We start from the raw sequence: 25964 nt of genomic DNA, 5'->3' as shown, positions 1-25964 counted from the left end.
CTTCCAAGGGCTACGACGTAGCCGTCGAATCGCCGCTGGAGCCGGCCCCGCTGCTGTCGCAGCGGCTATCCAACACGGTGCTGCTCAAGCGCGAGGACACCCAGGCCGTGTTCAGTTTCAAGCTGCGCGGGGCCTACAACAAAATGGCCAACCTGCCGCCGGCCGCGCGCAACCGCGGCGTGATCGCGGCCTCGGCCGGCAACCACGCGCAAGGCGTGGCGCTGGCGGCCGCGCGGCTGGGCTGTCGCGCGGTCATTGTCATGCCCACCACCAGCCCGCAGGTGAAGGTGGACGCGGTGCGCCGACTGGGCGGCGAGGTGGTGCTGGCCGGCGAGAGCTTTTCCGACGCCTACGCCCACGCGCAGGTGCTGGAAAAGAAGGAAAAGCTGACCTTCGTGCATCCGTTCGACGATCCCGACGTGATCGCCGGCCAGGGCACGGTGGGCATGGAGATCCTGCGCCAGCATCCCGATCCCATCGACGCCATCTTCGTGGCCATCGGCGGCGGCGGGCTGATCTCGGGCGTGGCCGCCTACATCAAGCAGCTGCGCCCCGAGATCAAGATCATCGGCGTGCAGACCGAGGACTCCGACGCCATGCTGCGCAGCGTGCGCGCGGGCCGGCGCGTGCAGCTGAACGACGTGGGCCTGTTCTCGGACGGCACCGCGGTGAAGATGGTGGGCGCCGAAACCTTCAAGCTCACGCGCCAGTACGTGGACGACTTCGTGGTGGTGAACACCGATGCGATCTGCGCCGCCATCAAGGATGTGTTCCAGGACACGCGCAGCGTGCTGGAGCCGGCCGGCGCCATGGCCGTCGCCGCCGCCAAGCAGTACGCGGCCGAGCACCACCTGAAGGGCAAGACGCTGGTAGCCATCGCCTGCGGCGCCAACATGAATTTCGACCGACTGCGCTTCGTGTCCGAGCGCGCCGAGGTGGGCGAGATGCGCGAAGCCATCTTCGCCGTCACCATGCCCGAGCAGCGCGGCAGCTTCCGCCGCTTCTGCGAGCTGGTCGGCGAGCGCAGCGTCACCGAGTTCAACTACCGCATCTCGGATTCCGACCGCGCCCATGTGTTCGTCGGCATCCAGGTGTCCTCGCCGGCCGAGCCCGACAAGATCGCCGCCAATTTCCGCCGCCACGGTTTCGACACGCTCGACCTGACCCATGACGAAATGGCCAAGACCCACTTGCGCCACATGGTCGGCGGGCGTTCCGCGCAGGCGCGCGACGAGCTGCTGTACCGCTTCGAATTCCCGGAGCGTCCGGGCGCGCTGATGCGTTTCCTGAACGCGATGAATCCGGACTGGAACATCAGCCTGTTCCATTACCGCAACCAGGGCGCCGACTACGGCCGCATCCTGATCGGCATCCAGGTGCCGGCGGCCGACAAGAAGCAGTTCCGCGCCTTCGTGGCCGAACTGGGTTATCCGCACTGGAACGAGACCGACAACCCGGCCTACAAGCTGTTCCTGTAGCCGCGCGCGCCGCCGCAAGCCGGGCCGCCATGCCGGCGCGCGGATAACGGCAAGCCCAAAAGCGAGAGGGCCTCCAGATGGAGGCCCTTCCCTTCTCAGCTCAAGTCGCGCCCGGCCTCAACCGGAGGGGGGGTTCGCTGTCACTCGGCGGCTCACGGAGATGGGCCGCGCATTCAGCAAGGTCTGGCCGGGCGCGCTGTCGCTTAGAACCGGTGACGCAGGCCCACGGCGAACGCCGTGTCCGTCGCATCGCGCTGGAACGCGTAGTTGTCGCCGTAGGAGGCGTACGCGTACAGGTTGGTGCGCTTGCTCAGGTCGTAGGTGTAGCCCAGGCTGTAGACGTTGAACTTGGCATCGTCCTTGGTCAGCTTGTCGTTCTTCGGATCGGCGCGCTGCCAGGAACCGAAGATCGAGCTGCTGCCCAGCGGCACGGTGAAGCCCACCATGTACGAATTGGCGCGGAAGCCGTCGGCCAGCTTGAACGTGCCCAGCTTCTGCATACCGTCGGGCGTGGTGCCCATGTTCTGGCCAACGAACCAGCCGTTGCGGGTCTGGCCGAAGGCGGCGGCGATCTTCACCACTTCGAAGTCATAGGTGCCGCCCAGGATGTACGACTGGATCGTCGTGTCTTCCTGGCTGCCGCCCTTGACGTCCTTGGACGGATTGAAGCGGTCATAGGCCGCGGCCAGGTTCAGCGGACCGTTGACGTACTGCACGCCGGCGGTCAGGACGCGGTTGTTGTTGTTGGTCTCGAAGCCGCGCTGCTTCTCGTCCGAAACCGTATCGTCAGCGCTGAACGAGTAGCCCAGGCCGGCCTTGAAGCCGCCGAAGCTGGGGGTTTGGTACAGCACCATGTTGTCCAGGCGCATCGTATTGGCGCTGCTGAACACGGTACCCATGTTGGCGGTGTTGTAGCTGATCGAGAACGGGTCGATAGAACCGAAGTACTTCGACGCCAGGTTGGTCTGGCGGCCGAATTCCAGGCGGCCCCACGAGTCGCTGTCCAGGCCCACGGTGGCCTGGCGGCCCCAGAGGCGGCCGCTTTGCAGCGAGTTGCCGTTCAGGGGACCGAAGCCGGCCTCCAAGTTGAACACGGCGCGCAGGCCGTCGCCCAGGTCTTCCGAACCACGCAGGCCGAAGCGCGAACCGCTGCTCACGCCTTGCACGGCGCCGACACGGCTTTGCGAGTTGCCGTTGAACTTCACCTTTTCGTAACCGATACCGGCGTCGATCAAACCGTACAACGTCACCGAATCGGCAGCTTGCGCCGCGCTCGCAAAGCCCGCGAGCAACGCGACGGCCAATAGCGTCTTCTTCATAACAGTCCTCTAAATGGCAAGATGGATGGCAATGCGCGGGCGTGCCGCCGCGTGGCGGATGCCCGCAAGCCGCGGCCTGTAAGACCGCGATGCATGCACTGAAACTAGTGTCTCGCCTGGGACCGCCGGGAGTAAGCGGGAATTCGAAGAACTACTTTCCATGGCTGGGATAATCGCGTTCGACGCGCATTCCGCCATGCTTGAAACCAGGTCCTAACGCCTTGAAATGAAATGCGAATCCTTGCTCGCAATCGCATTTCCCTCGCTCATCCCCGATCATTTTCCGGTTTGAGGATCGTCAAATCCTGTCGCGCTGCGCGGACAATGCCGCGGCAAAAAAGCCACAGCGCGCCAGCGCCATCGGCCGGCCGCGAAATGCTCAGCGGCCCTTGGGCGGGTAGTCGAGTTCGCCGAAGGTGTATTCGCCGCGCGCCTTGGCCTGGGCCAGCTCGGCGCGGACCTGCTCGCGCGTCTTGCCGGCGGTTTCGGGCGCGGCGCTCCTGGGCGGATAGTCCAGTTCGGCGCTGGTCACCTGGCCGGCGATCTTGGCGCTTTGCAGTTCTGCGCCGACCTGCTCGCGCGACATGCCCGTGCTGGCGGCGGTGGCGGGCGGATAGTCCAGTTCGCCGAAGGTGACCTGGCCGGCGGCCTTGGCGGCCTGCAGTTCCTGCTGGACCTGTTCGCGGGTCTTGCCATCGGCGTGGGCGGCGGACATGCCCGCCAGGGTTGCGGTAACCATGAGTGCGGTCGCTAGGGCTTTCATTGTGATGACTCCATCCTATACCTGGCACGACAGCGCCCGCCAGGACGGCGGGCGCAATGTGACGGCGTGTTGACGGAACGAAGTATCTGGCCTTATCGACCTAGTAAAAACCCTTAATTTGGGGAACATATTTGCAGGAGTGGAAAGATCCCCGCATGTCGCGGTGCGATTCTTGCCGATTTCCTGCTCACTTCCTGCGCACTCCCGTCCCCGGCCCAATGGGCGCAAGCCTTGCGAGCATTCAGCAAAACGCCAGCTGCGGCTCGTCGGGCCGTGACGCCCCGACTGGCGCGGCTTGTTCGGGATGGAGGAATAGACATTTCCACTGGCGCAAAAATAATTCCATTTATGATTGGAATCTGCCAGACATGGAATTTTGAGTACCGAGGCCCTTATGGACATACAGCTTAACGACATCGCCCTGTTCGTCGAAGTCGCCAAGCGCAAGAATTTCAGTCATGCGGCCGAAGCCCTGAACATCCCCACGTCCACGCTGTCGCGCCGCGTCAGCGAACTGGAGCGCAGCGTCGGCATGCGGCTGCTCAACCGCAGCACGCGCAAGATCGACCTGACCGAGGCCGGCGCCATCTATTTCGAGCGCTGCCGCCATATCGTCGAGGAAGCCCGCGTCGCCCACGACCAGCTGCTGGACATGGCGGTGCAACCCAAGGGCCGGCTGCGCATCTCGCTGCCGACCAGCCTGGCGCAACTGTTCCTGCCTTCGGTGATCCGCGAATTCCGCGAACAGCATCCCGATATCGAATGCGATTTCGACCTGGGCATGCGCTCGGTCGATCCGATCAGCAACCCGTTCGACCTGATCCTGCGCTTCGGGCAGCAGCCCGATTCCAGCCTGATCTCGCGCAAGATCGTGCTCATGGCGCACCAGCTGTACGCCTCGCCCGAATACCTGGCGCGCCACGGCGAGCCGCGCGTGCCCGGGGATCTGAGCCATCACGAGTGCCTGCGGCCCACCATGCGCGACGAATCATCCTTCTGGATGCTCCATTCGGGCGACAAGGTGGAACGCGTGCAGGTATCGGGCCGGCTGGCCGCGAACAACGTGGGCATGCTGGGCCGGCTGGCCAGCCAGGGACTGGGCATCACGCCGCTGCTGGTGTTCGACGCGATGGAGCGCGCCATCAAGCAGTCCGGCCTGGTGCGCGTGCTGCCGGAATGGAGCCTGACGCCGCTGCCACTGTTCGCGCTGCTGCCCTCGCGGATGCTGCCGGCCAAGACCAAGGCGTTCCTGGATTTCATCCAGCCGCGTCTGAATGAGGGCTAAGCCCCCGCGAAGCGCCGCGCGTCAGACGGTGGTGTCGTTCTGGTACTGACAGACCGTGTACAGCGGCGTGCCGGTGGCGGCGATCTTGGCGGAGCCGCCCAGGTCGGGCAGGTCGATGATGGCGGCGGCTTCGACCACGTTCGCGCCCAGGCGCTGCAGCAGCTTGATGGCCGCCAGCATGGTGCCGCCCGTGGCGATCAGGTCATCCACCAGCAGCACGCGCTGGCCGGTGCGCACCGCGTCGGTGTGCATCTCGACGGCGGCGTTGCCGTATTCCAGCGAATATTCCTCGGCCACCGTGCGGTAGGGCAGCTTGCCTTTCTTGCGCACGGGCACGAAACCCAGGTTCAGCTCATAGGCCAGCACGCTGCCCACGATGAAGCCGCGCGCGTCCACGCCCGCGACCAGATCCAGGCGCTGGCGCATGTAACGGTAGACGAACAGGTCGATCAGGACGCGGAACGCCCGCGGATCCTGCAGCACCGGCGTGATGTCACGGAACGTGACACCGGGCTGGGGCCAGTCTGGAACGCTGCGGATGGTGCGCCGGATGAACTCGGCGTATTCGTTCTGCATGAAAGACGGCCCTGAAGAATTGAAGCAAGGCGCACTATAACCCCCCCGCCGCGCTTAAGCCAGGACAGCCTCGGGCGATGACACGTCATGCAACTGTCCCCCGCGCAGCACGCAGCGCCGGTCCACCGCGCCCGCCGGCAGGCGCGCATGCGTGGCCAGCACCACGGCGCGCCCCTGCGCCGCCCGCCCCAGGTCGCGCAGGAAATCGGCTTCGGCCGCCGCGTCCAGGCCGGCGGTGGGTTCGTCCAGCACCAGCACCCGGGCCGGCGACAGCAGGGCCCGCGCCAGGCACAGCCGCCGCGCCTGCCCGGCTGACAGCAGCGAGCCGGTCTCGCCCGCCCACGCATCCAGCCCGTCGGGCAGTCCGCGCACGAAATCGCCCAGGCGCGCGGCGTCCAGCGCGCGCCACAGCGCGGCCTCGTCCGCCGAGGGATCGCCGATCAGCAGATTGGTGCGCAGCGTGCCCAGGAACACCGGCGCGTCCTGCGACAGCAGCGCGATGCGCCGATGCCAGTCGGCCTGCGCGCAGTCGCGCGCGTCGCGTCCGCCATAGCGCACCTGGCCGGCCTGCGGATCTTCCAGCCGCAGGATCAGGTGCAGCAGCGTGGACTTGCCCGCGCCGCTCTCGCCCTGGATCGCCACGCGCTCGCCCGGCGCGACGCACAGGCTGACGCCGTCCAGCACCGGGACGCCGTCGGGATAGGCGAAGCGCAGGCCATCCAGTTCCAGCGCGCCATCCGCCGGCAGCGCGGCCGGCGCGTCGGCATCGCGCATGTCCGGCTCGCATTGCGCCACCTCGCGGATGCGCTGCGCCGCGGACACCGCCGAGCCCAGCCGCGACGCGCCGCGCATGATGGGCGCGGCCACTTCGAATATGCCCATGACCGCCAGCAGCAGACCCGCCAGCAAGGGCCCGGACAGGCCGCCGCCCTCATGTTCGCCCAGCCCGTACCACAACACGCCCAGCACGGCCGCGCCGGCGGCGGCCTGCAGGAACCAGAGTCCGCGCGCCGCGACGCAGGCCTGGGCCTGGCGCGCCTGCGCGTTCTGCCCGCACAGGCTCTCGAAATGCGCGCGGGTCTGCGCCTGCGCATGCAGCGCCACCATGTCGGCGTGGCCGTCCACCGCGTCCAGCACAGCGGCACGCAGGCCGGCCGCGCTTTCCTGCGCGGCGGCGCCGGGCCCGCGCGCGGCGCGCTGCAGGCCCCAGGGCGCAAGCACGCAGGCCACCAGCAGCGCCAGCGCGAACACCAGCGCGGCGGCCGGTATCCAGCAGCCCAGCACCGCCGTCATGATGGCGCCGGCCAGCAGCGCCGTGGCCAGCGGCGCCAGCACGAACAGGAACACGGTATCCAGCGCGTCGACGTCGCCGGTCATGCGCGCCACCAGATCGCCGCCGCGATAGCGCGCCAGCTGGCGCGGCGTCAGGCGGATCAGCGCGCGGAACACCAGCGTGCGCAGATCCGCCAGCAGGCGCAGCGTGGCCGAGTGCCCCGCCAGGCGGTCGGCATAGCGCGACACGATGCGCAGGAACGACAGGCCACGCACCAGCGCCGACGGCGCGAACAGGTTGAACGCCGCGCCCGCGCCGGCCAGCGCGGCGCCGGTCAGGAACCAGCCCGACACGCCCAACAGCCCCACGCCCGCGGCCACGGTGGCCAGCGCGCAGAACAGCGCGAGCAGCAGTCCGCCCTTGCGGCGCGCGTACAGCGGCAGCAGCAGCAACAGGTGTTTCATGGATGGGCCGCTCCGGATCCGGCGGATCCGCCAGGCGCGGTCATGGCGATGCGCGTCATGCTTGTTCCAGTTTGCCGCCCGCCAGCCGCAGCGTGCGCCCGAAACGGGCGGCCACCTGCGGCGAGTGCGTGGCGATGAGCAGCGTCCGGCCCGCCGCGAATGCCAGGATTTCGTCCAGCACGCGGGCCTGCGTGTTTTCATCCAGGTGCGCCGTGGGCTCGTCCAGCAGGATCAGTCCGGGATCGCGCAGGAACAGCCGCGCCAGCGCCACGCGCTGCGCCTGGCCGCCGGACAGGCCCTGCCCGCGTCCGCCCAGCACGGTATCCAGGCCCAGCGGCTGGCGTTCGGTGAATTCCAGGACGCGCGCGCGCCGGGCGGCCTCGCGCAGCGCCTCGTCCGAGGCCTGCGGACAGCCCAGGCGGATGTTCTGGGCGATGGTGCCAGCCATCAGCTGCGGCTTCTGGCCGATCAGCGCGATCCGGCCGCGCAACGCGGCCTCGTCCCAATCCGCCAGCGGCCGGCCGTCGATCAGGATCTCGCCCTCGCAGGGCCGCAGGCGCGCGATCGCCTCGATCAGCGAGGACTTGCCGATGCCGCTCGGCCCCATCAGCGCGACGTGTGCGCCGGGCGCCAGCGACAGCGCCGCGCCGTCGAGCACCGGCGCGGGACGGCCGGGCGCCATCAACCGCAAGCCGCGCGCGGTCATTGCGACCGGGCCGCACGCGGCGGGCGCGGCGGCCGGCGCAACCGGCGCGGCCCCGGCCGGCGCCACATCCGGCAAGCCGTCGAACACCGCGTCGATCTGCGTCACCGCCGCCAGCGCGGCCGCGCGGTCATGGTAGTGCGCGGCGAACTGGCGCAGCGGCGCATAGACCTCGGGCGCCATCAACAGGCAGAACATGCCGGCCTGCAAGGTCAACACCGACCAACGCAGGTCCAGGAAACCCAGATAGGTCAGCCCGATGTACACGGCCACCCCGGCAACGCCCAGGGCGGCGAAGAATTCCAGCACCGCCGAGGACAGGAAGGCGATGCGCAGCACGGACATGGTGCGCTGGCGCAACGCGTCGCTGGCGGCCGCCACCGATTCGGCCTCGGCCTCGGCGCGTCCGTACAGCTTGAGCGTGGACAGCCCGCGCAGGCGGTCGGCGAAGAATCCGGACAGCCGCGCGAAGGCGCGCAGATGCCGCCGGCTCGCGCCCTGCGCGCCCCAGCCGACCAGGGCCATGAACAAGGGAATCAGCGGCGCGGTGATCAGCAGCACCAGGCCCGCGATCACATCCACCGGAAACAGCAACACGGAAAATGCCACCGGCAGCATGGCGGCGGCGGCCATGGCCGGCAGGTATTTGGCGAAGAAGCCATCCAGCGCCTCGACCTGGTCCACCACGGCGCTGGCCAGCACGCCCGAGGCCTGGCCCCGGCTCCAGTGCGGCCCCTTGTCCACCAGGCGCTCGAACAGGGCCAGGCGCACCTGGCGCTTGATCCGCTCGGCGGCAATGGCGCCGGCGCGTTCGCCGGCCCAGGCGATACAGGCACGGACCAGCATCAGCGCGGCGATGCCTAGGATGCCGCCCAGCAGTTCCGCGCGCGGCGCCTGCCGCGCGATGGCGGCATCCAGCACGCTGGCCAGCAGCCAGGCCTGGATCACCAGCAGCACGCCGCCCGCGAGCGGCGCGGCGCCGGCCAGCAGCAAGGGCGGCCGCGCCGATCCCGCCAGGCGCTTCAACCATTGCGACTGCGCGCGCGAGGGCTTGCGCAGTGCGTCGGCGGGATCATGCTCCAGGCTGCTGGCGCGGCCCGCCGCCGACGTGTCCCGCATGCTCACGCTTCGTCGCGCTTGGCGCGCGGGTCATGCGAATGGCCCTCGCGCAGTTCGAACCACATGGCGTTGAGAATGGCGAAGGCGCAGGCCAGCCCCAGCCCGAGTACCCACGAGAAATACCACATAGCGCTAGCTCCTGATTCAGTATGAGTTGGGGGTGCCGCCGACCGACTCGGGCGTGACCTTGCCGCGCATCACGCGGTACACCCAGGCGGTGTAGAGCGTCACGATGGGCAGGAAGATCGCGACCGCGATCACCATGATCCACAGCGTCATGTGGCTGGACGAGGCATCCCAGACCGTCAGCCCGGCGCGCGGGTTCGACGACGAGGGCATCAGGAACGGGAACAGCGAGAAGCCCGCCGTCAGGATGATCCCGGCGATGGACAGCGCCGATGCCAGGAACGCCAGCATGTGCGCGCGCGCCGTCAACAGCAGCAGCGCCAGCAGCGCCCCTGCCACGCCCAGCGCGGGCGCGATCCACATCAGCGGCCACTTGGCGTAGTTGGCCATCCAGGCGCCGGCCTGCACGCTGACGGTCTTGAGCATGGGATCGGACGGACCCTGCATGTCGACCGCGCTGGTGATGACGTGGCCGTTCAACCCGCCCGCGACCCAGAAGCCGCCGGCCACGAACAGCGCCGCGGTCAGCAGCGCGCACAGCCGGCCCCAGTTGCGGGCGCGGCTGGCCACCGCGCCCTCGGTGCGCCAGGCCAGCAGCACCGCGCCGTGCATGGCCAGCATGGCCACGCTGAGCACGCCGGCCAGCAGCGCGAAGGGGGTGAACAGCTGGTAGAAATGGCCCTGGTAGACCATGCGCAGCGCGGCTTCGTCGAACGTGAAGGGCACGCCCAGGATGATGTTGCCCACCGCCACGCCGAACACCAGCGAGGCCACCACGCCCGAGAAACAGAGCACGCCGTCCCAGGTGTTGCGCCAGCGCGTGCCTTCCATCTTGCTGCGGTACTTGAAGCCCACCGGACGCAGGATCAGCGCGATCAGCGCCAGCATCATGGCCAGGTAGAAGCCCGAGAACGAGGCGGCATACAGCAGCGGCCACGCGGCGAAGATGGCGCCGCCCGCGGTGATGAGCCAGACCTGGTTGCCCTCCCAGACCGGGCCGACCACGTTGATCACCACGCGGCGCTCGACGTCGGTCTTGGCCACCAGCGGCAGCAGCGCCGCCACGCCCAGGTCGAAGCCGTCCATGACGGCGAAGCCGATGAGCAGCGCGCCCAGCAGCACCCACCAGACCACCCGCAGGGTGGCGTAGTCGAAAGGAATCAATGCATCCATTCCTGTTTCTCCCGGTCAGGCGCGCACGGCGGCGCGGACAGGATCGGCGGCCGCGTCGGCGGGCGCCGGTCCGTCGGATTTCGGACCTGCCTTGATGGCGTGCAGCATCACCTTGACGCCGATGATGAGCAGGACCGTGTACAGCACCAGGAAAATCCCCAGGCTGATGGCCAGGTCCGTGATGGTCAGGCCGGAGGCCGCGTAGTAGGTCGGCAGCACGCCTTCGATCACCCAGGGCTGGCGGCCGTACTCGGCCACGAACCAGCCGCTCTCGATCGCCACCCACGGCAGCGGCAGGCTCCACAGCGCCACCTTGAGCAGGCCGCGCCGGCTGTCCAGCCGGCCGCGCGAGGCCAGCCAGAACGCCACGCCGAAGAACAGGATCAGGTACATGCCGACCGCCACCATGACGCGGAACGCCCAGAACAGCGGCGCCACGTTCGGCACGGTGTCGATGGCCGCCTTCTTGATGTCTTCCTCGGTGACCTTGCTCATGTCGGACTGGTAGCGCTTGACCAGCAGCGCGTAGCCCAGGTCTGGCCAGGTCTTGTCGAACACCATGCGCGCGTCGGTGTTCTTGGGATTGGCGCGGATCTTCTGCAGCGCGTCGTAGGCCACCATGCCGTCGCGGATGCGGTTCTCGGCGCGCAGGATCAGGTCGTCGATGCCCAGCAGCGGCGTGGTGAGCGAGCGCGTGCCGATGATGCCCATGACATAGGGGATCTCGATGGCGAAATCGTTCTTGCGCTCGGCCTGGTTGGGGATGGCGATCAGGTTGAACGCGGCGGGCGCCGGCTCGGTGTGCCACATGGACTCCATGGCGGCGATCTTCATCTTCTGGTGTTCAGTGGTCAGGTAGCCGCTTTCATCGCCCAGCACCACCACCGACAGGGCCGAGGCCAGGCCGAAGCTGGCGGCCACCGCCATCGAGCGCTTGGCCAGGTCGGTATGACGACCGCGCAGCAGATACCAGGCGCTGATCGACATCACGAACATGGCGCCGGCCACATAGCCCGCGCTGACCGTGTGCACGAACTTGGCCTGCGCCACCGGGTTGAAGATCACGGCGGCGAAGTCCGTCATCTCCATGCGCATGGTGTCGGGATTGAAGACGGCGCCGACCGGGTTCTGCATCCAGCCGTTGGCGATCAGGATCCACAGGGCCGAGAAGTTGGTGCCGAAGGCCACCAGCCAGGTCACCACCAGGTGGCTGACCTTGGACATGCGGTTCCAGCCGAAGAAGAACAGGCCGACGAAGGTGGCTTCCAGGAAGAAGGCCATCAGCCCTTCGAGCGCCAGCGGCGCGCCGAAGATGTCGCCGACGTAGTGGCTGTAGTACGACCAGTTCATGCCGAACTGGAACTCCATGACCACGCCCGTGGCCACGCCCAGCGCGAAGTTGATGCCGAACAGCGTGCCCCAGAACATCGTCATCTTTTTCCAGATGGCGCGCCCGGTCATGACGTACACGCTCTCCATGATGGCGAGGATGAAAGACAGGCCGAGCGTGAGGGGGACGAACAGGAAGTGGTACAGCGCGGTCGCGGCAAACTGGAATCGCGACAGGTTGACGACGTCGAGATCAATCATTGGGGCGCTCCCATGCGGGCGAGAGGCCACAGCAACCGGCATGGTTCCCAGGCCGTCTCTGGCGCCATGATACGGGCGGCATATGCAACTTCATAGGATTTTTCCTAAAAATCAAGGCTCAGCGGCGTTCAGCCCTTGCCTCGCAATTTGCCGGCGAAGCCCAGCACCTTCTGGACCTTGGAGCCCAGTTTCATCAGGTTCTGGAGGGTTTCGGGCGGCAGGCGCTGAACCTCATCGAACCATCCCGTGGACAGTTCGATCAGCTCCAGCATTTCGGTCATGCGCTGCTGCGCGTAGACATCGGCGGGCTTGGACGCCGGCTCCCGCAGCGTGTCGCGCAGCAGCGTGAGCGTGGGGTCGATTTCGCGCTTGCGCTTTTCTTCCATCAGGATGCGGAAGATCTCCCAGACATCCTTGGGCGTCTCGAAGTAGTCGCGCCGGTCGCCCACCTGGTGCATCAGCTTGACCAGGCGCCAGGACTGCAATTCCTTGAGACCCATGCTGACATTCGAGCGCGAGAAGCCCAGCGTCTCGGCGATGTCGTCGGCGTTCATCGGCTCCGGCGCCAGGAACAGCAGCGCATAGATCTGGCCGACGGTGCGATTCACGCCCCAGCGGCTGCCCATCTCGCCAAAGTGCAGGACGAAACGTTCGTTTTGAGGGCTGAGGACCATGATCTTTCTCGCGCCAGCCGATTCCGCCAACCTGGCCCCGTTTATATGCGGAGCAGGTCAGCCCGAATCAGACAAAAGCAGTTACACCGATTTCAGAAATTCCTGAAATTATCGAACAAACCATGAGAAAGCGCAAACCCCAGGATTCGTGGGGGCATGACCGCAAACTTCCGGCGTATTGGCCTCTTGGCAGGCCATTCCTGGGCATAAAACAACAATGCCACCGGCCTTGCGGCGGGTGGCATTGAAAGTAGGGACGAACTAAACCCGGGTGAAAAACGATCAGAAAATGTCCGGCTCAGCCAGGACCCTCAAGGGCGGATCCTCGGTCAGTCGGTGACGCCCGCCCGGTGCTCAGCCGGCCTTGACCGTCACGGCGGAAGACACCCGCTTGGCCTTGGCGCGCGCGGCCGCCACGTCGTCGGCGACGGCCAGGCCCACGCCCATGCGGCGCTTGACGAAGGATTCGGGCTTGCCGAACAGGCGCACATCGGTGCCCGGCTCGGCCAACGCCTCGGCCACGTTGTGGAACGACACCGCGCCGGCGTCCACGCCGCCGTAGATCACGCTGCTGGCGCCGGGCTGGCGCAGGCTGGTGTCCACCGGCAGGCCCAGCAGCGCGCGGGCGTGCAATTCGAATTCGTTCTGCGCCTGCGTGATCATGGTGACCATGCCGGTATCGTGCGGACGCGGGCTGACCTCCGAGAACCAGACCTGGTCGCCGGCCACGAACAGCTCGACGCCGAAGATGCCCAGGCCGCCCAGGTTGGACGTGACCGCCAGGGCGATCTCGCGGGCGCGCTCCAGCGCCGCCGGCGACATGGGATGCGGCTGCCAGCTTTCCACGTAGTCGCCGTCCACCTGCTTGTGGCCAATGGGCTCGCAGTAGCGGGTCTCGACCTGGCCGTCGGCGCCGCGCGCGCGGACGGTCAGCAGCGTGATTTCGTAGTCGAAGCGGATGAAGCCCTCGACGATGGCGCGGCCGCCTCCGACGCGGCCGCCTTCCTGGGCGTAGCGCCAGCTCTCGGCCACGTCCTCGGCGGACTTGATCACGGATTGTCCCTTGCCCGAGGACGACATGACGGGCTTGATCACGCAGGGATAGCCGATGCCGCCGTCGATGGCCTCGCGCAGTTCCTGCTCGGTGTCGACGAACCGGTACGGCGAGGTCGGCAGGCCAAGGGTCTCGGCCGCCAGGCGGCGGATGCCCTCGCGGTTCATGGTCAGCTGGGCGGCGCGCGCCGTCGGCGTGACGCGCACGGCGCCGGCGGCCTCCAGCTCGACCAGCAGGCTGGTGGCAATGGCCTCGATTTCAGGGACAATGACGTGCGGCCGTTCCTGGTCGATGATCTTGCGCAAGGCGTCCGCGTCCGTCATGGGCACCACGTGGGCGCGATGCGCCACCTGCTGCCCCGGGGCGTCCGCGTACCGGTCCACGGCGATGACCTCCACGCCCAGGCGCTGCAGGGCGATGACGACCTCCTTGCCCAGCTCTCCGGAGCCGAGCAGCATCACTCGGGTGGCGAGGGGCGACAAGGGCGTGCCAAGGACGGGACTGGAAATGCGGGACATGAGGCGGTCCTGGGTAAAAGAGTGAAAGCCGGAAAAACGGGAGCCGCCAGGATGCCATAGCCCCCTCCTGCGGGCAAACAAGGGGTCCCCCCCGAAGCGCTGCGCGCTTCCCCCCCAGGGGGGCGCAGCTGCGGACCGGCGGAGCCGGATCCGCGCTGCCCCGATTGGGGAGAGCGCCGTCGCCGGGGGGATAGCTGTTTCTCATGTCGGCCTGCGGCACCTGTTTCATGCGTCCGGGGTGGCGCGGTGGCGCCCCCGGCAACTGATATTAAAATCCCGCCATGACTGAGCATCCCTCCCTATCGTCCGACACCGCGCTGTCATCTGCCCGCAGGACGCTGCAAATCGAAAGCCAGGCCCTGCGGGACCTGTCGGCCCGGCTGGACGAAAGCTTCGCGCAGGTCGTGGCCCTGCTGCTCGCCTGCCGCGGGCGCGTGGTCGTCAGCGGCATCGGCAAGACCGGCCACGTCGCGCGCAAGATCGCGGCCACGCTGGCCTCCACCGGCACGCCGGCCTTCTTCGTGCATGCCGCCGAGGCGGTCCATGGCGACCTGGGGATGATCACCCGCGACGACGTGCTGATCGCGATTTCCTATTCCGGATCGGGCCAGGAACTGCTGACCATCCTGCCGGTGGCGCGCCGCATGGGCGCCAAGCTGGTGGCGATCACGGGCAATCCGCAGTCCGAGCTGGCACTGCTGGCCGACGTGCACCTGGACGCCAGCGTCGCGCAGGAAGCCTGCCCGCTGAACCTGGCGCCCACGGCCAGCACCACCGCCGCGCTGGCCCTGGGCGATGCGCTGGCCGTCGCCTGCCTGGAGGCGCGCGGCTTCGGCCCGCAGGACTTCGCCCGCTCGCATCCGGGCGGCGCGCTGGGCCGCCGCCTGCTGACGCATGTGCGCGACGTGATGCGCCAGGGCGACGCCCTGCCCATCGTGGCCGCCGGCACGCCGGTCCCCCAGGCGCTCAAGACCATGTCGGCCAAGGGCATGGGCATGACCGTGGTGGCCGATGCCGCCGGCCGCCCGCAGGGTATCTTCACCGACGGCGACCTGCGCCGCCTGATCGCCAGCCAGGGCGACATCCGCGGCCTGACCGTGGACGACGGCATGACGCGCTCGCCGCGCAGCATTGGACCCGACGCGCTGGCCGTGGAAGCGGCGCAGCAGATGGACGAACTTCGACTCAATCACATGCTGGTGCTCGACAGCGATGGCGCATTGCTCGGCGCGCTGCACATGCATGACCTGATGGCCGCCAAAGTGGTATGACTATGACCCTTCCCACCCCCGTCACGCATCCGGCCGAAGCGCTGGTCCTCGCCCGCATCCCCGCCACCGTGCGCGAACGCGCCGCCGCCGTCCGCCTCATGGTGTTCGACGTGGACGGCGTGCTGACCGACGGCAGCCTCTACTATGGCGAGAACGGCGAACAGCTCAAGCGCTTCAACGCGCTGGACGGCCACGGCCTGCGCCTGCTGCTGGAGGGTGGCCTGAAGGTCGCCCTGATGACCGGCCGGTCCGGCCCCATCGTGGCGCGCCGCGCCGCCGAGCTGGGCATCGCCGAGGTCATGCAGGGCGTGCGCGACAAGGGCACCGCCCTGGCCGAACTTGCGCAACGCTCCGGAGTCCAACTGAACCAGGCGGGCTACATGGGCGACGACATCATCGACCTGCCCGCCATGCAGCGCGCCGGTTTCGCGGCCACCGTGCCCAACGCGCCCGGCTATGTCAGCCAGGCCGCGCACTGGGTTGCCTCGATTCCCGGCGGCTCTGGCGCGGTGCGCGAATGCTGCGACCTGCTGCTGGCCGCCCAGGGCCGCCTGGGCGGCTTCCTGGCCGCGCCGGGCCTGCTGGGTCCGGGCACGATCCAGTAGCCAGCAGACGGCCCGCGCCCCATGACACATACGCCCACACGGCACACTAGATGAAAGAACGTTTTCCTTCCCTGATCGCGCTGTTCCTGCTCGTCGTGCTGGTGCTCAGCAGCTGGTGGGCGGCCGATTACGCGCAGCGGGCCGTGCAGGTCGACCCCCCGCGCCGCGTCACCCATGAAATGGATGCCTGGTCGCGCAACTTCGTCATGCTGCGCACCGACATGACGGGCCGCCCGATCAACCGGCTCGAGGGCGAATACGCCGAGCACTTCCCCGACGACGATTCGTATCACATCACCGCCCCCCGGGCCGTCGGCCAGCGCGAATCCAGCCCGATCACCGTGGGCATTTCCAAGACCGCCATCATGGAACAGGGCGGCAAGCGCATCGTCATGAACGGCGACGCCTACGTGCATCGCCAGCCCGACGCCAACAACGACCTGCTGGACGTGCGCAGCCAGCAGCTGATCATCCTGCCGGACGAGGACGTGGTCTATACCGACCTGCCGGCCGAAGTGCTGAAAGGCCGCTCGCGCATGAACGGCACCGGCATGCACTACAACAACAGGACCCGCCAGTTGCAGGTCTCAGCATCGACCGACGTGGAAATCGCCGGCGGCGAAGGCAAGCAGCAGCGCCGCACCGAGATTCCAGCCCCCAACAATACCGACCAGAAGAAGCCATGACCGACCTCCGGATTCGCCTTGCCCCGACGACGCGCCTGATCGGCGCCGCCCTGCTGGCCGCGGCGGCGCTCGCGCCCGCGGCCCACGCGGCGGCCCCCGCGCCCACGCCGGCCGCCAGCGCCGGCAAGGCCGCGCCCGCCGAAGAACCCAGCACGCTGATCCTGTCGGACACGCTGCACTACGACGACGTGAAGAAGCAGAGCGTGTTCACCGGCAACGTCAACATGACGCGCGGGCTGATGACGCTGACCTCCGACACGCTGGAAATGCACGAGGACGCCAAGGGCAACCAGTACGGCACGGCCACCGCGAACAAGGGCAAGGTCGTCACCATCCGCCAGGAACGCCCCGAGAATTTCGAGCTCATCGAAGGCAAGGGCCTGCGCGCCGAATACGACGGCACCAACAGCACCTTCGACCTCATCGGCCAGGCCGTGGTGGTGCGCTACGTCTGTGGCAAACCGTTCGACACCATCCGTGGCGAACGGGTACGCTACAACGAAAAGAGCGGCACCTACGAAGCCCATGGCGGTCCCAACTCGGCCGCGGCCGGCGGCCGGGTGCGCTCGGTGGCCGAGCCCCGCGCCAAGGCAGACGCCGCCATCGCCGAATGCCGCAAGCAGCAGGCCTCGAAGAAGGGGCGTTAAGCGCCTCCCCCCGCAACACATCCGCCGCCACGCATGAATCCACCCTCTGTGCAGACCCCTGTGACCTCCGCCCCTTCGGGCGTCAAGCAGGGCAGCCTGCGCGCAACCGGCTTGCGCAAGACCTATAACGGCCGCACCGTGGTGCAGGACGTCTCCCTGTCCGTCTCCAGCGGCGAAGTCGTGGGCCTGCTCGGCCCGAACGGCGCCGGCAAGACCACCAGCTTCTACATGATCGTGGGCCTGGTGCCGGCCGACGCCGGCCGCATCGAGATCGACGGCGACGCCATCACCGCCATGCCGATCCACAAGCGCGCGCGCATGGGCCTGTCCTACCTGCCGCAGGACGCGTCCGTGTTCCGCCGGCTGACGGTGGAGCAGAACATCCGCGCCGTGCTGGAGCTGCAACTGGGGCCGGATGGCAAGGCCCTGCCCACGGCCAAGATCAACCAGCAGATGGAATCGCTGCTGGAGGAATTGCAGATCGGCCACATCCGCAGCAACGCGGCCATCTCGCTGTCGGGCGGCGAACGCCGCCGCGTGGAAATCGCGCGCGCGCTGGCCACCAGCCCGCGCTTCATCCTGCTGGACGAACCCTTCGCCGGCGTGGACCCCATCGCGGTGATCGAGATCCAGCGCATCGTGCGCTTCCTGAAGGGCCGCGGCATCGGCGTGCTCATCACCGACCACAACGTGCGCGAAACGCTGGGCATCTGCGACCGCGCCTACATCATCAGCGAAGGCAAGGTGCTGACCGACGGCCATCCCGACGAGATCGTCGGCGATCCGGCCGTGCGCCGCGTCTACCTGGGCGAGCACTTCCGCATGTAACAGCGGCGGCCCTGGGGAAGACCCTTAGGGCCGCTCCGCTTTCTCCAGGCGGCCCGGCCCGCCACGGCGCTTGCGCGCTTTTCCCGATTTTTCCCCGCGATTCCCGGCATTTCCCGGCGCCATTTCCGCGCGCCGCGGCGCCTTTCGCCCCCCCGCCGGACTCAGCCATAAAAATGCCACGAACTTGCGCTAGGTCAGCTTGTTTTATCGGCGCGAGTCTATACACTAGTACCAACGACCCACACAAAACCTCTCTACCAAGGAGATCGCCTAACGACCCCACCGCGCCATCGGGCGCACCTCTTATATCCTCTTTACAGAAGGAGAGCACACTATGAACCTGAGCATCTGCGGTCGTCACCTCGACGTCACCCCGGCCATCCGGGAATATGTCATGAACAAACTGGCGCGAGTGCTGCGGCATTTCGATCACGTCATCGATACCCAGGTCATGCTCTCAGTTGAGCCCCTGCGGCACAAAGCCGAAATCACCATGCGTCTGAGCGGCAAGGACATTCATTGTGAAGCAACCGATGAAAACCTCTACGCTGCGATAGACCTCCTCGCCGACAAAGTCGACCGTCAGGTCATCAAGCACAAGGACAAGGTGCGAAGCCACACAGCAGAGTCCGTGAAGCGGCAAGCGGCGAATCTCTCGCCTCCCCAGTAGTACCGCGCCTCACGATCGCTCGCCTGCGAGCGCTTGGCAATACAGCGATTAACCATCCTGCCTGAGTCCCGGTGTCCCGCTAGACCTTGCGTCCAGCCGGGGCATCGGCAAATACCTCCCCCCACGCAGTACCCGCGCAACCGCATCCGCGCCCGACCTGTCCGTCGCCCCGGATCCGCTCCCTATTTTTCCCCGCGTCGACTGTCGTACCGGCCAGGCACATGCCCGCAAGGTCGCGCGCCAGGCGCGACCTGCTCCGAAATATGCGCCCGCGCGCCCCGGAATGCCCACAACCCGGCGCTATCGGTCTATGCTGTCGCTCTTGCGCCTGACGGACGGCACGCCGCCCGGGGCGCGGCGTGCCATGGCCAGCCTCGCGGACAACCCGTCGCGGCCAGCCGGAAGCACAGGGGGACTCGCCTGGAACCAGCAGCGGAAAGTCTGCGGGACAACCCCTGGTCCGGGCGTTTTTTGCAGTGCGTCATATAACCATATAATGCTCCGCATGAATCATCTGTCGCGCATTCTTCCCGCCGGCAACGTCGTGCTAGACATGCTCGCCACGAGCAAGAAACGCGCGTTCGAACAAGCCGGCCTACTCTTCGAAAACAATCACGGCCTGGCGCGTTCGCTGGTGTTCGACAGCCTGTTCGCGCGCGAGCGCCTCGGGTCGACGGCGCTGGGCCAGGGCGTTGCCGTGCCGCACGGCCGCGTCAAGGGCCTGGAGCAGGCGCTGGCGGCGTTCATCCGCCTGGCGCAGCCCATTGCCTTCGACGCCCCCGACGGCCAGCCCGTCTCCATGCTGCTCTGCCTGCTGGTGCCCGAAACCGCGACGCAGCAGCACCTGGACATCCTGGCCGAACTGGCGCAGCTGATGTCGAACAAGGCGCTGCGCGAAGCGCTGGGCACCGAGACCGATCCGGCCGTGGTCCACAAGATGCTGACCACCGGCCAACTCTGATTCTCCACGCGGACACGCAGCCATGCTCACGGTGCAGGAACTGGTCGACGACAACGCCGACAAAATCCCTTTCAACTGGATCGCGGGCCAGGGCGCCGCGGACCGCGCGATTCCCGATGACGGCATGGCGGCCGCCGACCTGGTCGGCCACCTGAACCTGATCCACCCCTCGCGCATCCAGGTGTTCGGCCAGGAAGAGCTGGCGTACTACACCCGCTTCGACCTGCGCCGCCGCATGCACCACATGGACGAGCTGCTGATCGGTGGCGTGCCCGCCATCCTGCTGGCCGACGGCCTGACGCCGCCGCAGGATCTGGTGGACCAGTGCGACCAGCACCAGGTGCCGCTGCTGTCCACGCCGGTCGCCGCCGCGCAGCTGATCGACCTGCTGCGCATCTACCTGGGCAAGAAGCTCGCGCCCACCACCACCGTGCATGGCGTGTTCCTGGACGTGCTGGGCCTGGGCGTGCTGATCACCGGCGAATCCGGCCTGGGCAAGAGCGAGTTGGCGCTGGAACTGATCTCGCGCGGCCACGGCCTGGTGGCCGACGACGCAGTCGAGTTCTCGCGCACCGCGCCCAACATGATCGAGGGCCACTGCCCGCAGCTGCTGCAGAACCTGCTGGAAGTGCGCGGCCTGGGCCTGCTCGACATCCGCACCATCTTCGGCGAGACCTCGGTGCGCCGAAAGATGCGCCTGAAGCTCATCGTGCACCTGGTGCGCGCCACCGCGCAGGACAAGTTCGAACGCCTGCCGCTGCAGGACATCACGCAGGACATGCTGGGCCTGCCGGTGCGCAAGGTCATGCTGCAGGTGGCCGCCGGCCGCAACCTCGCCGTGCTGGTCGAGGCCGCCGTGCGCAACACCATCCTGAAGCTGCGCGGCATCGACACGCTGGGCGAATTCATGGAACGCCAGGCCATGGCGATCCTGCAAAGCAGCAAGTAACGCCGTCCACGACAGGCAGGCCCGCGCCCTTGGCCCTGTACGAGACCTTTGCGTCCGAGATCGAGAAATCGATCCGCGACGGCGTGCTGCGCGTCGGCGACAAGCTGCCTTCCGTGCGCGACGCCTGTTCCAGCCGCGGCGTCAGTCCCTCCACCGTCTTCCAGGCCTATTACCTGCTGGAAGCGCGCGGCCTGATCCGCGCGCGCCCGCGCTCGGGCTACTACGTGAGCGCGCGCGCCGAGCCGCTGCCGCCCGAACCCGGCGCGTCCTGTCCGGACGGCGAGTCCACCGAGCTGGCGATCAGCGAACGCATCTTCGACATCCTGGGTTCAGTGCGCAACCGCGACGTGGTGCCGCTGGGATCCGCCTTTCCATCGCCGCTACTGTTTCCGCTGCCACGGCTGGCGCAGGCCATGGCGGCGCATCTCAAGCGCCAGGACCCGCTGGACACGGTCGAGGACCTGTCGCCCGGCAATCCCGCGCTGCGCCGCCAGATCGCGCTGCGCTACCTGATCGCCGGCATCAACATCCCCGCCAGCGACATCGTCGTCACCAACGGCGCGCTCGAGGCGCTGAACCTGTGCCTGCAGGCGGTGACCCGCCCCGGCGACACGGTGATCGTCGAGGCGCCCACGTTCTACGGCGCGCTGCAGGCGCTGGAACGGCAGGGACTGAAGGCATTGGAAGTGCCGACACACCCGCGCACCGGCATGGACCTGCACGCGCTGGAAAACGCCATCGCCCGGCACCGGCCCGCCGCCTGCTGGCTCATGACGCAATTCCAGAATCCGCTGGGCAGCCTCATGCCCGACGAGCGCAAGCGGCAATTGGTCGAGCTGCTGGCACGCCACGACATTCCGCTGATCGAGGACGACGTCTACGGCGAGCTGTATTTCGGCGCGACGCGCCCGGTGCCGGCCAAGGCCTACGACACGCAGGGCCTGGTGCTGCACTGTTCCTCATTCTCCAAATGCCTGGCGCCGGGCTACCGCATCGGCTGGACCTCGGCGGGCCGATACACGCAACGCGTGCAGCGGCTCAAGCTGTCGTCCACGCTGTCGGCGTCCGGCCCGGCGCAGGGCGCGATCGCGGAATTCCTGGAACAGGGCGGCTACGACCGTCACCTGCGCCGGCTGCGCGACACGCTGCAGGCCCAGCAGGCCCGGATGGCGACGGAGGTGGCGCACGCGTTTCCCGCCGGCACGCGCATGACGCGGCCACAAGGCGGCTTCTTCCTGTGGCTGGAGCTGCCCCAGGGCATCGACGCACTGGCGTTGCATCGCCAGGCGCTGGCGCGCGGCATCAGCGTCGCGCCCGGCCCGATCTTCTCGGCCAGCGGCCAGTTCGCCAGCGCGCTGCGCCTGAACTGCGGCCATCCCTGGAACGAAGCCCAGGCCAAGGCCGTGCGCACGTTGGGCGAGCTGGCCCTCGCGGCGCTGGCCCGGCCCGGGCCAGAAGCCCGCTGCCTGACGCTCGGCCCCTGAGCCTAGGGACCGGCAGACGGCCCCAAGACTCCAGGCGCGCCAACGTCAATTGCGCGTGGACGCGTCGCGCGCGCGCTTGACCTCCAGCGGCGTGACGCCGCCCGCCTCGTTGCCCCAGCTGTTGCGGATATAGGTCACCAGCGCGGCGATGTCGTTGTCGTTCAGCAGTTGCCCGAACGGCGGCATGCCGTGAGGCCGGGGATTGGCCGTCGTGGCCGGCGCGTAACCGCCGTCGAGCACCATGCGGATGGCGTTGACGGGCGACGGCGCGGTCACGCCGGGATTGCCGGCCAGCGCGGGCCAGGCCGAACCCGCGCCCTCGCCCGCCGCCTGATGGCATTGCACGCACTGCTGGCGGTAGATCTTGCCGCCTATGTCCATCAAGGCGGGCGAGGCCGACGCGGCCTGGCGCTGCGTGGCCGCCGGCGTGGCGGGCAAGGTCTTCAGGTAGACCCCGATCGCCAGCGCATCGTCATCGCTCAGGTACTGCGTGCTGCCCCTCACCACCTCGGCCATCGGCCCCGTGGCGGTGGAATGCGCGGCGATGCCGGTCTTGAGCAGCGCCGCGATGTCCGTGGCCTGCCAGCGGCCCATGCCGACGCTCATATCGTTGGTCAACGGCGGCGCGTACCAGTCCAGCACCGGAATCACGCCGCCGGCCAGCGGCTCGGCCGCGCGCGTGGCGCCCAGGCTGTTGCGCGGCGTATGGCAGGCCGCGCAATGGCCCGGCCCCTCGACCAGATAGCGGCCACGGTTCCAGGGCACCGACTGGCCGGCGTCGGATTGCAGCGTGCCCGGCTTGAAGTACAGCGCCCGCCAGAACGCCAGCAACGCGCGCTGGTTGTAGGGGAACTCCATTTCAGCGGGGCGATTGGGCTGGTTGACCGGTTCCACCGTGCGCAGGAAGGCATACAGCGCGTCGGCGTCGGCGCGCGTCATGCGCGTGTACTCGGTGTAGGGAAAAGCCGGATACAGCAGCGTGCCGTCGCGCGACTTGCCGTTGTGCAGCGCGCGCCAGAAGTCATCCGCGCTCCAGGCGCCGATGCCGGTCTGCGGATCCGGCGTGAGGTTGGGACCGTAGACCACGCCGAACGGCGTGGGCACCGGCGTGCCGCCGGCATAGGGCTTGCCGCCCCGGCTGGTGTGGCAGGCCATGCAGTTGCCCGCCAGCGCCAGGTAGCGGCCGCGCTCGGCCAGGCTGGCCGCGTCGCCGGTCGCGGGCGGACCGCCGCCGGCGTCCTCGCGCGTGCCCATCCAGTACAGCGTGCCCGCCGCCGCCACGATCAGCAGGAACAGGGCCGCCAGGGCGCGTTTGATGTGTTTCATGGCCGCCCCCTCAACGCCGCGCCTGGCTGCCGCACTCGGCGGGCAGCTTGAGCGAATTCGCCGGTTCGGCGGCGTAGGACGCGGGCACCGGCCGCGACGACAGCCAGGCCGCCAGCGCGCTGATGTCCGCCGGCGTCAGCTTGTCGGCCACGTCCGCCATGCAGTCGGGCTCGGCCGCGCGCCGCAGCCCGTTCTTCCAGCTGCCGATCTGGGCGCCGATGTAGTCGCGCGGCAGGCCCAGCAGGCCGGGCACGCCCGGCAATAGCCCGCCCAGCGAGGCGCCGTGGCAGGCGGCGCATGCCGGCAGGCCGCGCGCGGCGTCGCCATCCTGGGCAAGCTTGCGGCCGGCCTCCAGGATCGCGGTGGAAACCTCGGGGCGCACCGCCGCCGGATACGGCACGTGCTGGTCGGCGAAATAGGCCGCGATCTCGCGCAGGTAGTCGTCGGGCAGGCCGGCCAGCAGATGCGACATGGGCCGGTACTGCCGCCGGTCGTCGCGGAAGTTCAGCAGTTGGTGGTAGAGGTATTCCTGGGGCTTGCCGGCCAGGCGCGGGTAGTAGCCATCGGACCCGGCGCGGCCCTGCTCGCCGTGGCAGGCGGTACAGGCGGCGACGCGCGCGGCCATGGTGTCCGGCTTCAGGACCGGACCCTGCGCCGCCGCAGGCGCGGTGCCCAGCGCTGTGACCAAACCAACAGCGGCGGCCGCCGACAGGCATGTTTTTACCCAGAACCGCGGTGATGCCACACTACAGGAAGAAATGAAGGCTAACATCTAGGTCGAGTTCCAACCCCGGGGACGCCTGCCGGCGGGGCACGTGAATGAATCGATCGGGTATCCTGCCCCGGAGCTTACGCCACGGGATCAGTCGGGGTACAGGCGCAGATTCCGAGTTTACGGCCATAGCAGATGCCATTCCGCCGGCATCGCCCTCGAAAAGCATGCCAAAATCATGTCCATGTTGAAAGTCGTCCTCGTCACCGGCATTTCCGGCTCCGGCAAGTCCGTGGCCCTGCGGATGCTCGAAGACGCCAGCTATACCTGCGTCGACAACCTGCCGGTGCGGTTCCTGGCCGAGTTCATCGCCAACGCCCGCGACAGCGGCCTGGAGCGCGTGGCGGTCGCCATCGACGTGCGCTCGCCCGGCGAACTGGCCGAACTGCCAGACGTGGTCACCGCGCTGCGCGCCATGGGCACCAGCCTGCGCGTGATCTTCCTGGACGCCAGCACCATCACGCTGGTGCAGCGCTACTCCGAATCGCGCCGCCGCCACCCGCTGACCGACCGCCTGAAGCGCGGCGGCACCGCGCCGTCGCTGGCCGAGTGCATCGCCGAGGAACGCGAGCTGCTGGCGCCGCTGCGCGAGCAGGAACACGTGATCGACACCTCGGACCTGACGCCGGGCCAGTTGCGCGCCTGGATCCGCGACCTGATCCAGGCCGACGTGGCGCCGCTGGTGCTGACGTTCGAGTCCTTCGCCTACAAGCGCGGCGTGCCGAGGGACGCCGACCTGGTGTTCGACGTGCGCTGCCTGCCCAACCCCTATTACGACCGCGACCTGCGCCCGCTGACGGGCCGCGACGAGCCCGTGGCCCAATGGCTGTCCGGCTTCGACCAGGTCGGCCAGATGGTCGATGACATCGCCGGCTTCATCCAGCGCTGGCTGCCGCAGTACACGCAGGACACGCGCAACTACCTGACCGTGGCCATCGGCTGCACCGGCGGCCAGCACCGCTCGGTCTACGTGGTCGAACAGCTGGCCCAGCGCTTCGCCGACCATGATCCGCTGCTCGTGCGCCATCGCAACCAGCTTCCGGACGAGTCCGCATGACCCTGAACCGCCCGCTCCACCTGATCATGATGTTGCTGCTGGCCATCGCCGTGGCCGGTTGCTCTTCCACCGGGGGACGAAAAAAGGGCGGTGGCTATTACAAGGACGACGGTCCCGACGCGAATCCGCCGTCCAACCTGGACCAGGTGCCCGACGCGGTGCCGCGCATCGAGCCCTACGCCAGCGGCGCGAACCGGCCCTACGTGGTGTTCGGCCAGCGCTACGTGCCCGACACCACCGGCCAGCCCTATCGCAAGCAGGGCATCGCGTCCTGGTACGGCAAGAAATTCCACGGCAACTCCACGTCGATCGGCGAGCCCTACGACATGTACGCCATGACGGCGGCCCACACCACGCTGCCGGTGCCCAGCTACGCCCGGGTGACCAGCCTGGTCAACGGCCGCACCGTGATCGTGCGCGTCAACGATCGCGGCCCGTTCCACAGCGACCGCATCATGGACCTGTCCTACGTGGCGGCCTACAAGCCGGGCCTCATCGGCCCGGGCACCGGCCAGGCGGTGGCGGACACCCTCCGCCCCGACCAGCCCCCGCCCCTGGCCCCGCACGGCCCCGCCGCCCCGCCCCCCCCGCCC

25 protein-coding genes are annotated in these 25964 nt (G+C 68.2%); 13 read left to right on the top strand and 12 right to left on the bottom strand.

What is annotated here, in order from left to right; all coding sequences use genetic code 11:
* On the top strand, positions 1–1478 hold a 1478-nt coding region (gene ilvA / locus KDH83_RS16405), incomplete at its 5' end, for a threonine ammonia-lyase, biosynthetic (protein ID WP_212317793.1).
* Positions 1479–1681: 203 nt separating this feature from the next.
* Here ilvA and KDH83_RS16400 read toward each other — a convergent pair.
* On the bottom strand, positions 1682–2797 hold the full coding sequence (locus KDH83_RS16400) for a porin (protein WP_103271474.1): 1116 nt from the start codon (positions 2795–2797) through the stop codon (positions 1682–1684).
* A gap of 379 nt (positions 2798–3176) precedes the next feature.
* On the bottom strand, positions 3177–3560 hold the full coding sequence (locus KDH83_RS16395) for a DUF4148 domain-containing protein (protein ID WP_212317792.1): 384 nt from the start codon (positions 3558–3560) through the stop codon (positions 3177–3179).
* A gap of 394 nt (positions 3561–3954) precedes the next feature.
* Between KDH83_RS16395 and KDH83_RS16390 the strand changes: the two genes are divergently transcribed.
* Positions 3955–4845, top strand: coding sequence for a LysR family transcriptional regulator (locus KDH83_RS16390; RefSeq protein ID WP_103271476.1), 891 nt, complete (start codon positions 3955–3957; stop codon positions 4843–4845).
* A gap of 21 nt (positions 4846–4866) precedes the next feature.
* Here the strand turns inward: KDH83_RS16390 and KDH83_RS16385 are convergent, their stop codons facing one another.
* The 8 genes from KDH83_RS16385 to purT all read right to left on the bottom strand — a co-directional run bounded on the left by KDH83_RS16385 (position 4867) and on the right by purT (position 14115).
* The gene (locus KDH83_RS16385) at positions 4867–5421 is read right to left on the bottom strand and encodes an adenine phosphoribosyltransferase (protein WP_212317791.1); all 555 of its coding nucleotides are present in this window, start codon (positions 5419–5421) and stop codon (positions 4867–4869) included.
* Positions 5422–5475: 54 nt separating this feature from the next.
* Positions 5476–7158, bottom strand: coding sequence for a thiol reductant ABC exporter subunit CydC (gene cydC, locus KDH83_RS16380; protein WP_212317790.1), 1683 nt, complete (start codon positions 7156–7158; stop codon positions 5476–5478).
* A 55-nt stretch (positions 7159–7213) separates the two neighbouring features.
* Complete coding sequence (gene cydD, locus KDH83_RS16375; RefSeq protein WP_212317789.1) at positions 7214–8980, bottom strand: thiol reductant ABC exporter subunit CydD; 1767 nt, start codon at positions 8978–8980, stop codon at positions 7214–7216.
* Positions 8981–8982: 2 nt separating this feature from the next.
* Positions 8983–9108 carry a cytochrome bd-I oxidase subunit CydX gene (cydX, locus tag KDH83_RS16370; protein ID WP_103271480.1) on the bottom strand — a complete coding sequence of 42 codons (126 nt, stop codon included), beginning with the start codon at positions 9106–9108 and terminating at the stop codon, positions 8983–8985.
* A 16-nt stretch (positions 9109–9124) separates the two neighbouring features.
* The gene (gene cydB, locus KDH83_RS16365; protein WP_212317787.1) at positions 9125–10279 is read right to left on the bottom strand and encodes a cytochrome d ubiquinol oxidase subunit II; all 1155 of its coding nucleotides are present in this window, start codon (positions 10277–10279) and stop codon (positions 9125–9127) included.
* A 15-nt stretch (positions 10280–10294) separates the two neighbouring features.
* Positions 10295–11869, bottom strand: a complete 1575-nt coding sequence (locus KDH83_RS16360) for a cytochrome ubiquinol oxidase subunit I (protein WP_212317784.1) — start codon at positions 11867–11869, stop codon at positions 10295–10297.
* A gap of 128 nt (positions 11870–11997) precedes the next feature.
* The gene (locus KDH83_RS16355; protein ID WP_212317782.1) at positions 11998–12543 is read right to left on the bottom strand and encodes a GbsR/MarR family transcriptional regulator; all 546 of its coding nucleotides are present in this window, start codon (positions 12541–12543) and stop codon (positions 11998–12000) included.
* Between the two features lie 354 nt (positions 12544–12897).
* On the bottom strand, positions 12898–14115 hold the full coding sequence (gene purT / locus KDH83_RS16350; protein WP_103271483.1) for a formate-dependent phosphoribosylglycinamide formyltransferase: 1218 nt from the start codon (positions 14113–14115) through the stop codon (positions 12898–12900).
* A 281-nt stretch (positions 14116–14396) separates the two neighbouring features.
* Here purT and KDH83_RS16345 point away from each other — a divergent pair, with 281 nt between their 5' ends.
* The 9 genes from KDH83_RS16345 to KDH83_RS16305 all read left to right on the top strand — a co-directional run bounded on the left by KDH83_RS16345 (position 14397) and on the right by KDH83_RS16305 (position 22216).
* A complete protein-coding gene (locus tag KDH83_RS16345; protein ID WP_212317780.1) occupies positions 14397–15386 on the top strand; it encodes a KpsF/GutQ family sugar-phosphate isomerase in 990 nt (329 codons plus the stop codon).
* A complete protein-coding gene (locus tag KDH83_RS16340; protein ID WP_212317778.1) occupies positions 15383–15991 on the top strand; it encodes an HAD hydrolase family protein in 609 nt (202 codons plus the stop codon). Before KDH83_RS16345 ends, KDH83_RS16340 begins: the two co-directional genes overlap by 4 nt.
* 50 nt (positions 15992–16041) lie before the next feature.
* Positions 16042–16677, top strand: a complete 636-nt coding sequence (lptC, locus tag KDH83_RS16335) for an LPS export ABC transporter periplasmic protein LptC (protein WP_212317776.1) — start codon at positions 16042–16044, stop codon at positions 16675–16677.
* Positions 16674–17324, top strand: a complete 651-nt coding sequence (lptA, locus tag KDH83_RS16330; protein ID WP_212317774.1) for a lipopolysaccharide transport periplasmic protein LptA — start codon at positions 16674–16676, stop codon at positions 17322–17324. The genes lptC and lptA overlap by 4 nt, the downstream gene beginning before the upstream one ends.
* A 33-nt stretch (positions 17325–17357) precedes the next feature.
* Positions 17358–18152 carry an LPS export ABC transporter ATP-binding protein gene (lptB, locus tag KDH83_RS16325; RefSeq protein WP_212317772.1) on the top strand — a complete coding sequence of 265 codons (795 nt, stop codon included), beginning with the start codon at positions 17358–17360 and terminating at the stop codon, positions 18150–18152.
* A 334-nt stretch (positions 18153–18486) separates the two neighbouring features.
* A complete protein-coding gene (raiA, locus tag KDH83_RS16320; protein WP_103271489.1) occupies positions 18487–18822 on the top strand; it encodes a ribosome-associated translation inhibitor RaiA in 336 nt (111 codons plus the stop codon).
* A 505-nt stretch (positions 18823–19327) separates the two neighbouring features.
* On the top strand, positions 19328–19783 hold the full coding sequence (locus KDH83_RS16315) for a PTS sugar transporter subunit IIA (protein WP_199770941.1): 456 nt from the start codon (positions 19328–19330) through the stop codon (positions 19781–19783).
* Between the two features lie 22 nt (positions 19784–19805).
* Positions 19806–20732: an HPr(Ser) kinase/phosphatase gene (gene hprK, locus KDH83_RS16310; RefSeq protein WP_053245696.1), complete on the top strand. Its 927-nt coding sequence runs from the start codon at positions 19806–19808 to the stop codon at positions 20730–20732.
* Positions 20733–20761: 29 nt separating this feature from the next.
* Entirely contained in the window at positions 20762–22216 is a 1455-nt protein-coding gene (locus KDH83_RS16305; RefSeq protein WP_212317770.1) for a PLP-dependent aminotransferase family protein, read from the top strand.
* A gap of 45 nt (positions 22217–22261) precedes the next feature.
* Here KDH83_RS16305 and KDH83_RS16300 read toward each other — a convergent pair whose 3' ends face one another.
* Complete coding sequence (locus tag KDH83_RS16300) at positions 22262–23542, bottom strand: cytochrome c (RefSeq protein WP_212317768.1); 1281 nt, start codon at positions 23540–23542, stop codon at positions 22262–22264.
* A 10-nt stretch (positions 23543–23552) separates the two neighbouring features.
* Positions 23553–24314: a c-type cytochrome gene (locus tag KDH83_RS16295; RefSeq protein ID WP_212317766.1), complete on the bottom strand. Its 762-nt coding sequence runs from the start codon at positions 24312–24314 to the stop codon at positions 23553–23555.
* A 184-nt stretch (positions 24315–24498) separates the two neighbouring features.
* Between KDH83_RS16295 and rapZ the strand changes: the two genes are divergently transcribed.
* Both rapZ and KDH83_RS16285 read left to right on the top strand, forming a co-directional pair.
* Positions 24499–25371 (top strand): RNase adapter RapZ, encoded by an 873-nt coding sequence (rapZ, locus tag KDH83_RS16290; RefSeq protein ID WP_212317795.1) that lies wholly within the window; start codon positions 24499–24501, stop codon positions 25369–25371.
* Positions 25368–25964 (top strand): septal ring lytic transglycosylase RlpA family protein (locus KDH83_RS16285; protein WP_212317764.1); only part of this gene is annotated, 597 nt, incomplete at its 3' end. The genes rapZ and KDH83_RS16285, both read left to right, overlap by 4 nt.

This window comes from Achromobacter sp. Marseille-Q0513, assembly GCF_018195695.1.
Classification (GTDB): Bacteria; Pseudomonadota; Gammaproteobacteria; order Burkholderiales; family Burkholderiaceae_B; genus Achromobacter.
This window is presented reverse-complemented; position numbering and strand designations above follow the sequence as displayed.

What these genes read in the sequence shown, in the direction of transcription:
- KDH83_RS16400 (WP_103271474.1), bottom strand. Translation starts at nt 2,797, where the DNA reads ATGAAGAAGACGCTATTGGCCGTCGCGTTGCTCGCGGGCTTTGCGAGC.
- KDH83_RS16300 (WP_212317768.1), bottom strand. Translation starts at nt 23,542, where the DNA reads ATGAAACACATCAAACGCGCCCTGGCGGCCCTGTTCCTGCTGATCGTG.
- raiA (WP_103271489.1), top strand. Translation starts at nt 18,487, where the DNA reads ATGAACCTGAGCATCTGCGGTCGTCACCTCGACGTCACCCCGGCCATC.
- lptB (WP_212317772.1), top strand. Translation starts at nt 17,358, where the DNA reads ATGAATCCACCCTCTGTGCAGACCCCTGTGACCTCCGCCCCTTCGGGC.
- cydC (WP_212317790.1), bottom strand. Translation starts at nt 7,158, where the DNA reads ATGAAACACCTGTTGCTGCTGCTGCCGCTGTACGCGCGCCGCAAGGGC.
- purT (WP_103271483.1), bottom strand. Translation starts at nt 14,115, where the DNA reads ATGTCCCGCATTTCCAGTCCCGTCCTTGGCACGCCCTTGTCGCCCCTC.
- lptC (WP_212317776.1), top strand. Translation starts at nt 16,042, where the DNA reads ATGAAAGAACGTTTTCCTTCCCTGATCGCGCTGTTCCTGCTCGTCGTG.
- lptA (WP_212317774.1), top strand. Translation starts at nt 16,674, where the DNA reads ATGACCGACCTCCGGATTCGCCTTGCCCCGACGACGCGCCTGATCGGC.
- KDH83_RS16395 (WP_212317792.1), bottom strand. Translation starts at nt 3,560, where the DNA reads ATGAAAGCCCTAGCGACCGCACTCATGGTTACCGCAACCCTGGCGGGC.
- rapZ (WP_212317795.1), top strand. Translation starts at nt 24,499, where the DNA reads ATGTTGAAAGTCGTCCTCGTCACCGGCATTTCCGGCTCCGGCAAGTCC.
- KDH83_RS16315 (WP_199770941.1), top strand. Translation starts at nt 19,328, where the DNA reads ATGAATCATCTGTCGCGCATTCTTCCCGCCGGCAACGTCGTGCTAGAC.
- KDH83_RS16385 (WP_212317791.1), bottom strand. Translation starts at nt 5,421, where the DNA reads ATGCAGAACGAATACGCCGAGTTCATCCGGCGCACCATCCGCAGCGTT.
- KDH83_RS16355 (WP_212317782.1), bottom strand. Translation starts at nt 12,543, where the DNA reads ATGGTCCTCAGCCCTCAAAACGAACGTTTCGTCCTGCACTTTGGCGAG.
- cydD (WP_212317789.1), bottom strand. Translation starts at nt 8,980, where the DNA reads ATGCGGGACACGTCGGCGGCGGGCCGCGCCAGCAGCCTGGAGCATGAT.
- cydB (WP_212317787.1), bottom strand. Translation starts at nt 10,279, where the DNA reads ATGGATGCATTGATTCCTTTCGACTACGCCACCCTGCGGGTGGTCTGG.
- cydX (WP_103271480.1), bottom strand. Translation starts at nt 9,108, where the DNA reads ATGTGGTATTTCTCGTGGGTACTCGGGCTGGGGCTGGCCTGCGCCTTC.
- hprK (WP_053245696.1), top strand. Translation starts at nt 19,806, where the DNA reads ATGCTCACGGTGCAGGAACTGGTCGACGACAACGCCGACAAAATCCCT.
- KDH83_RS16345 (WP_212317780.1), top strand. Translation starts at nt 14,397, where the DNA reads ATGACTGAGCATCCCTCCCTATCGTCCGACACCGCGCTGTCATCTGCC.
- KDH83_RS16340 (WP_212317778.1), top strand. Translation starts at nt 15,383, where the DNA reads ATGACTATGACCCTTCCCACCCCCGTCACGCATCCGGCCGAAGCGCTG.
- KDH83_RS16295 (WP_212317766.1), bottom strand. Translation starts at nt 24,314, where the DNA reads ATGTTAGCCTTCATTTCTTCCTGTAGTGTGGCATCACCGCGGTTCTGG.
- KDH83_RS16360 (WP_212317784.1), bottom strand. Translation starts at nt 11,869, where the DNA reads ATGATTGATCTCGACGTCGTCAACCTGTCGCGATTCCAGTTTGCCGCG.
- KDH83_RS16390 (WP_103271476.1), top strand. Translation starts at nt 3,955, where the DNA reads ATGGACATACAGCTTAACGACATCGCCCTGTTCGTCGAAGTCGCCAAG.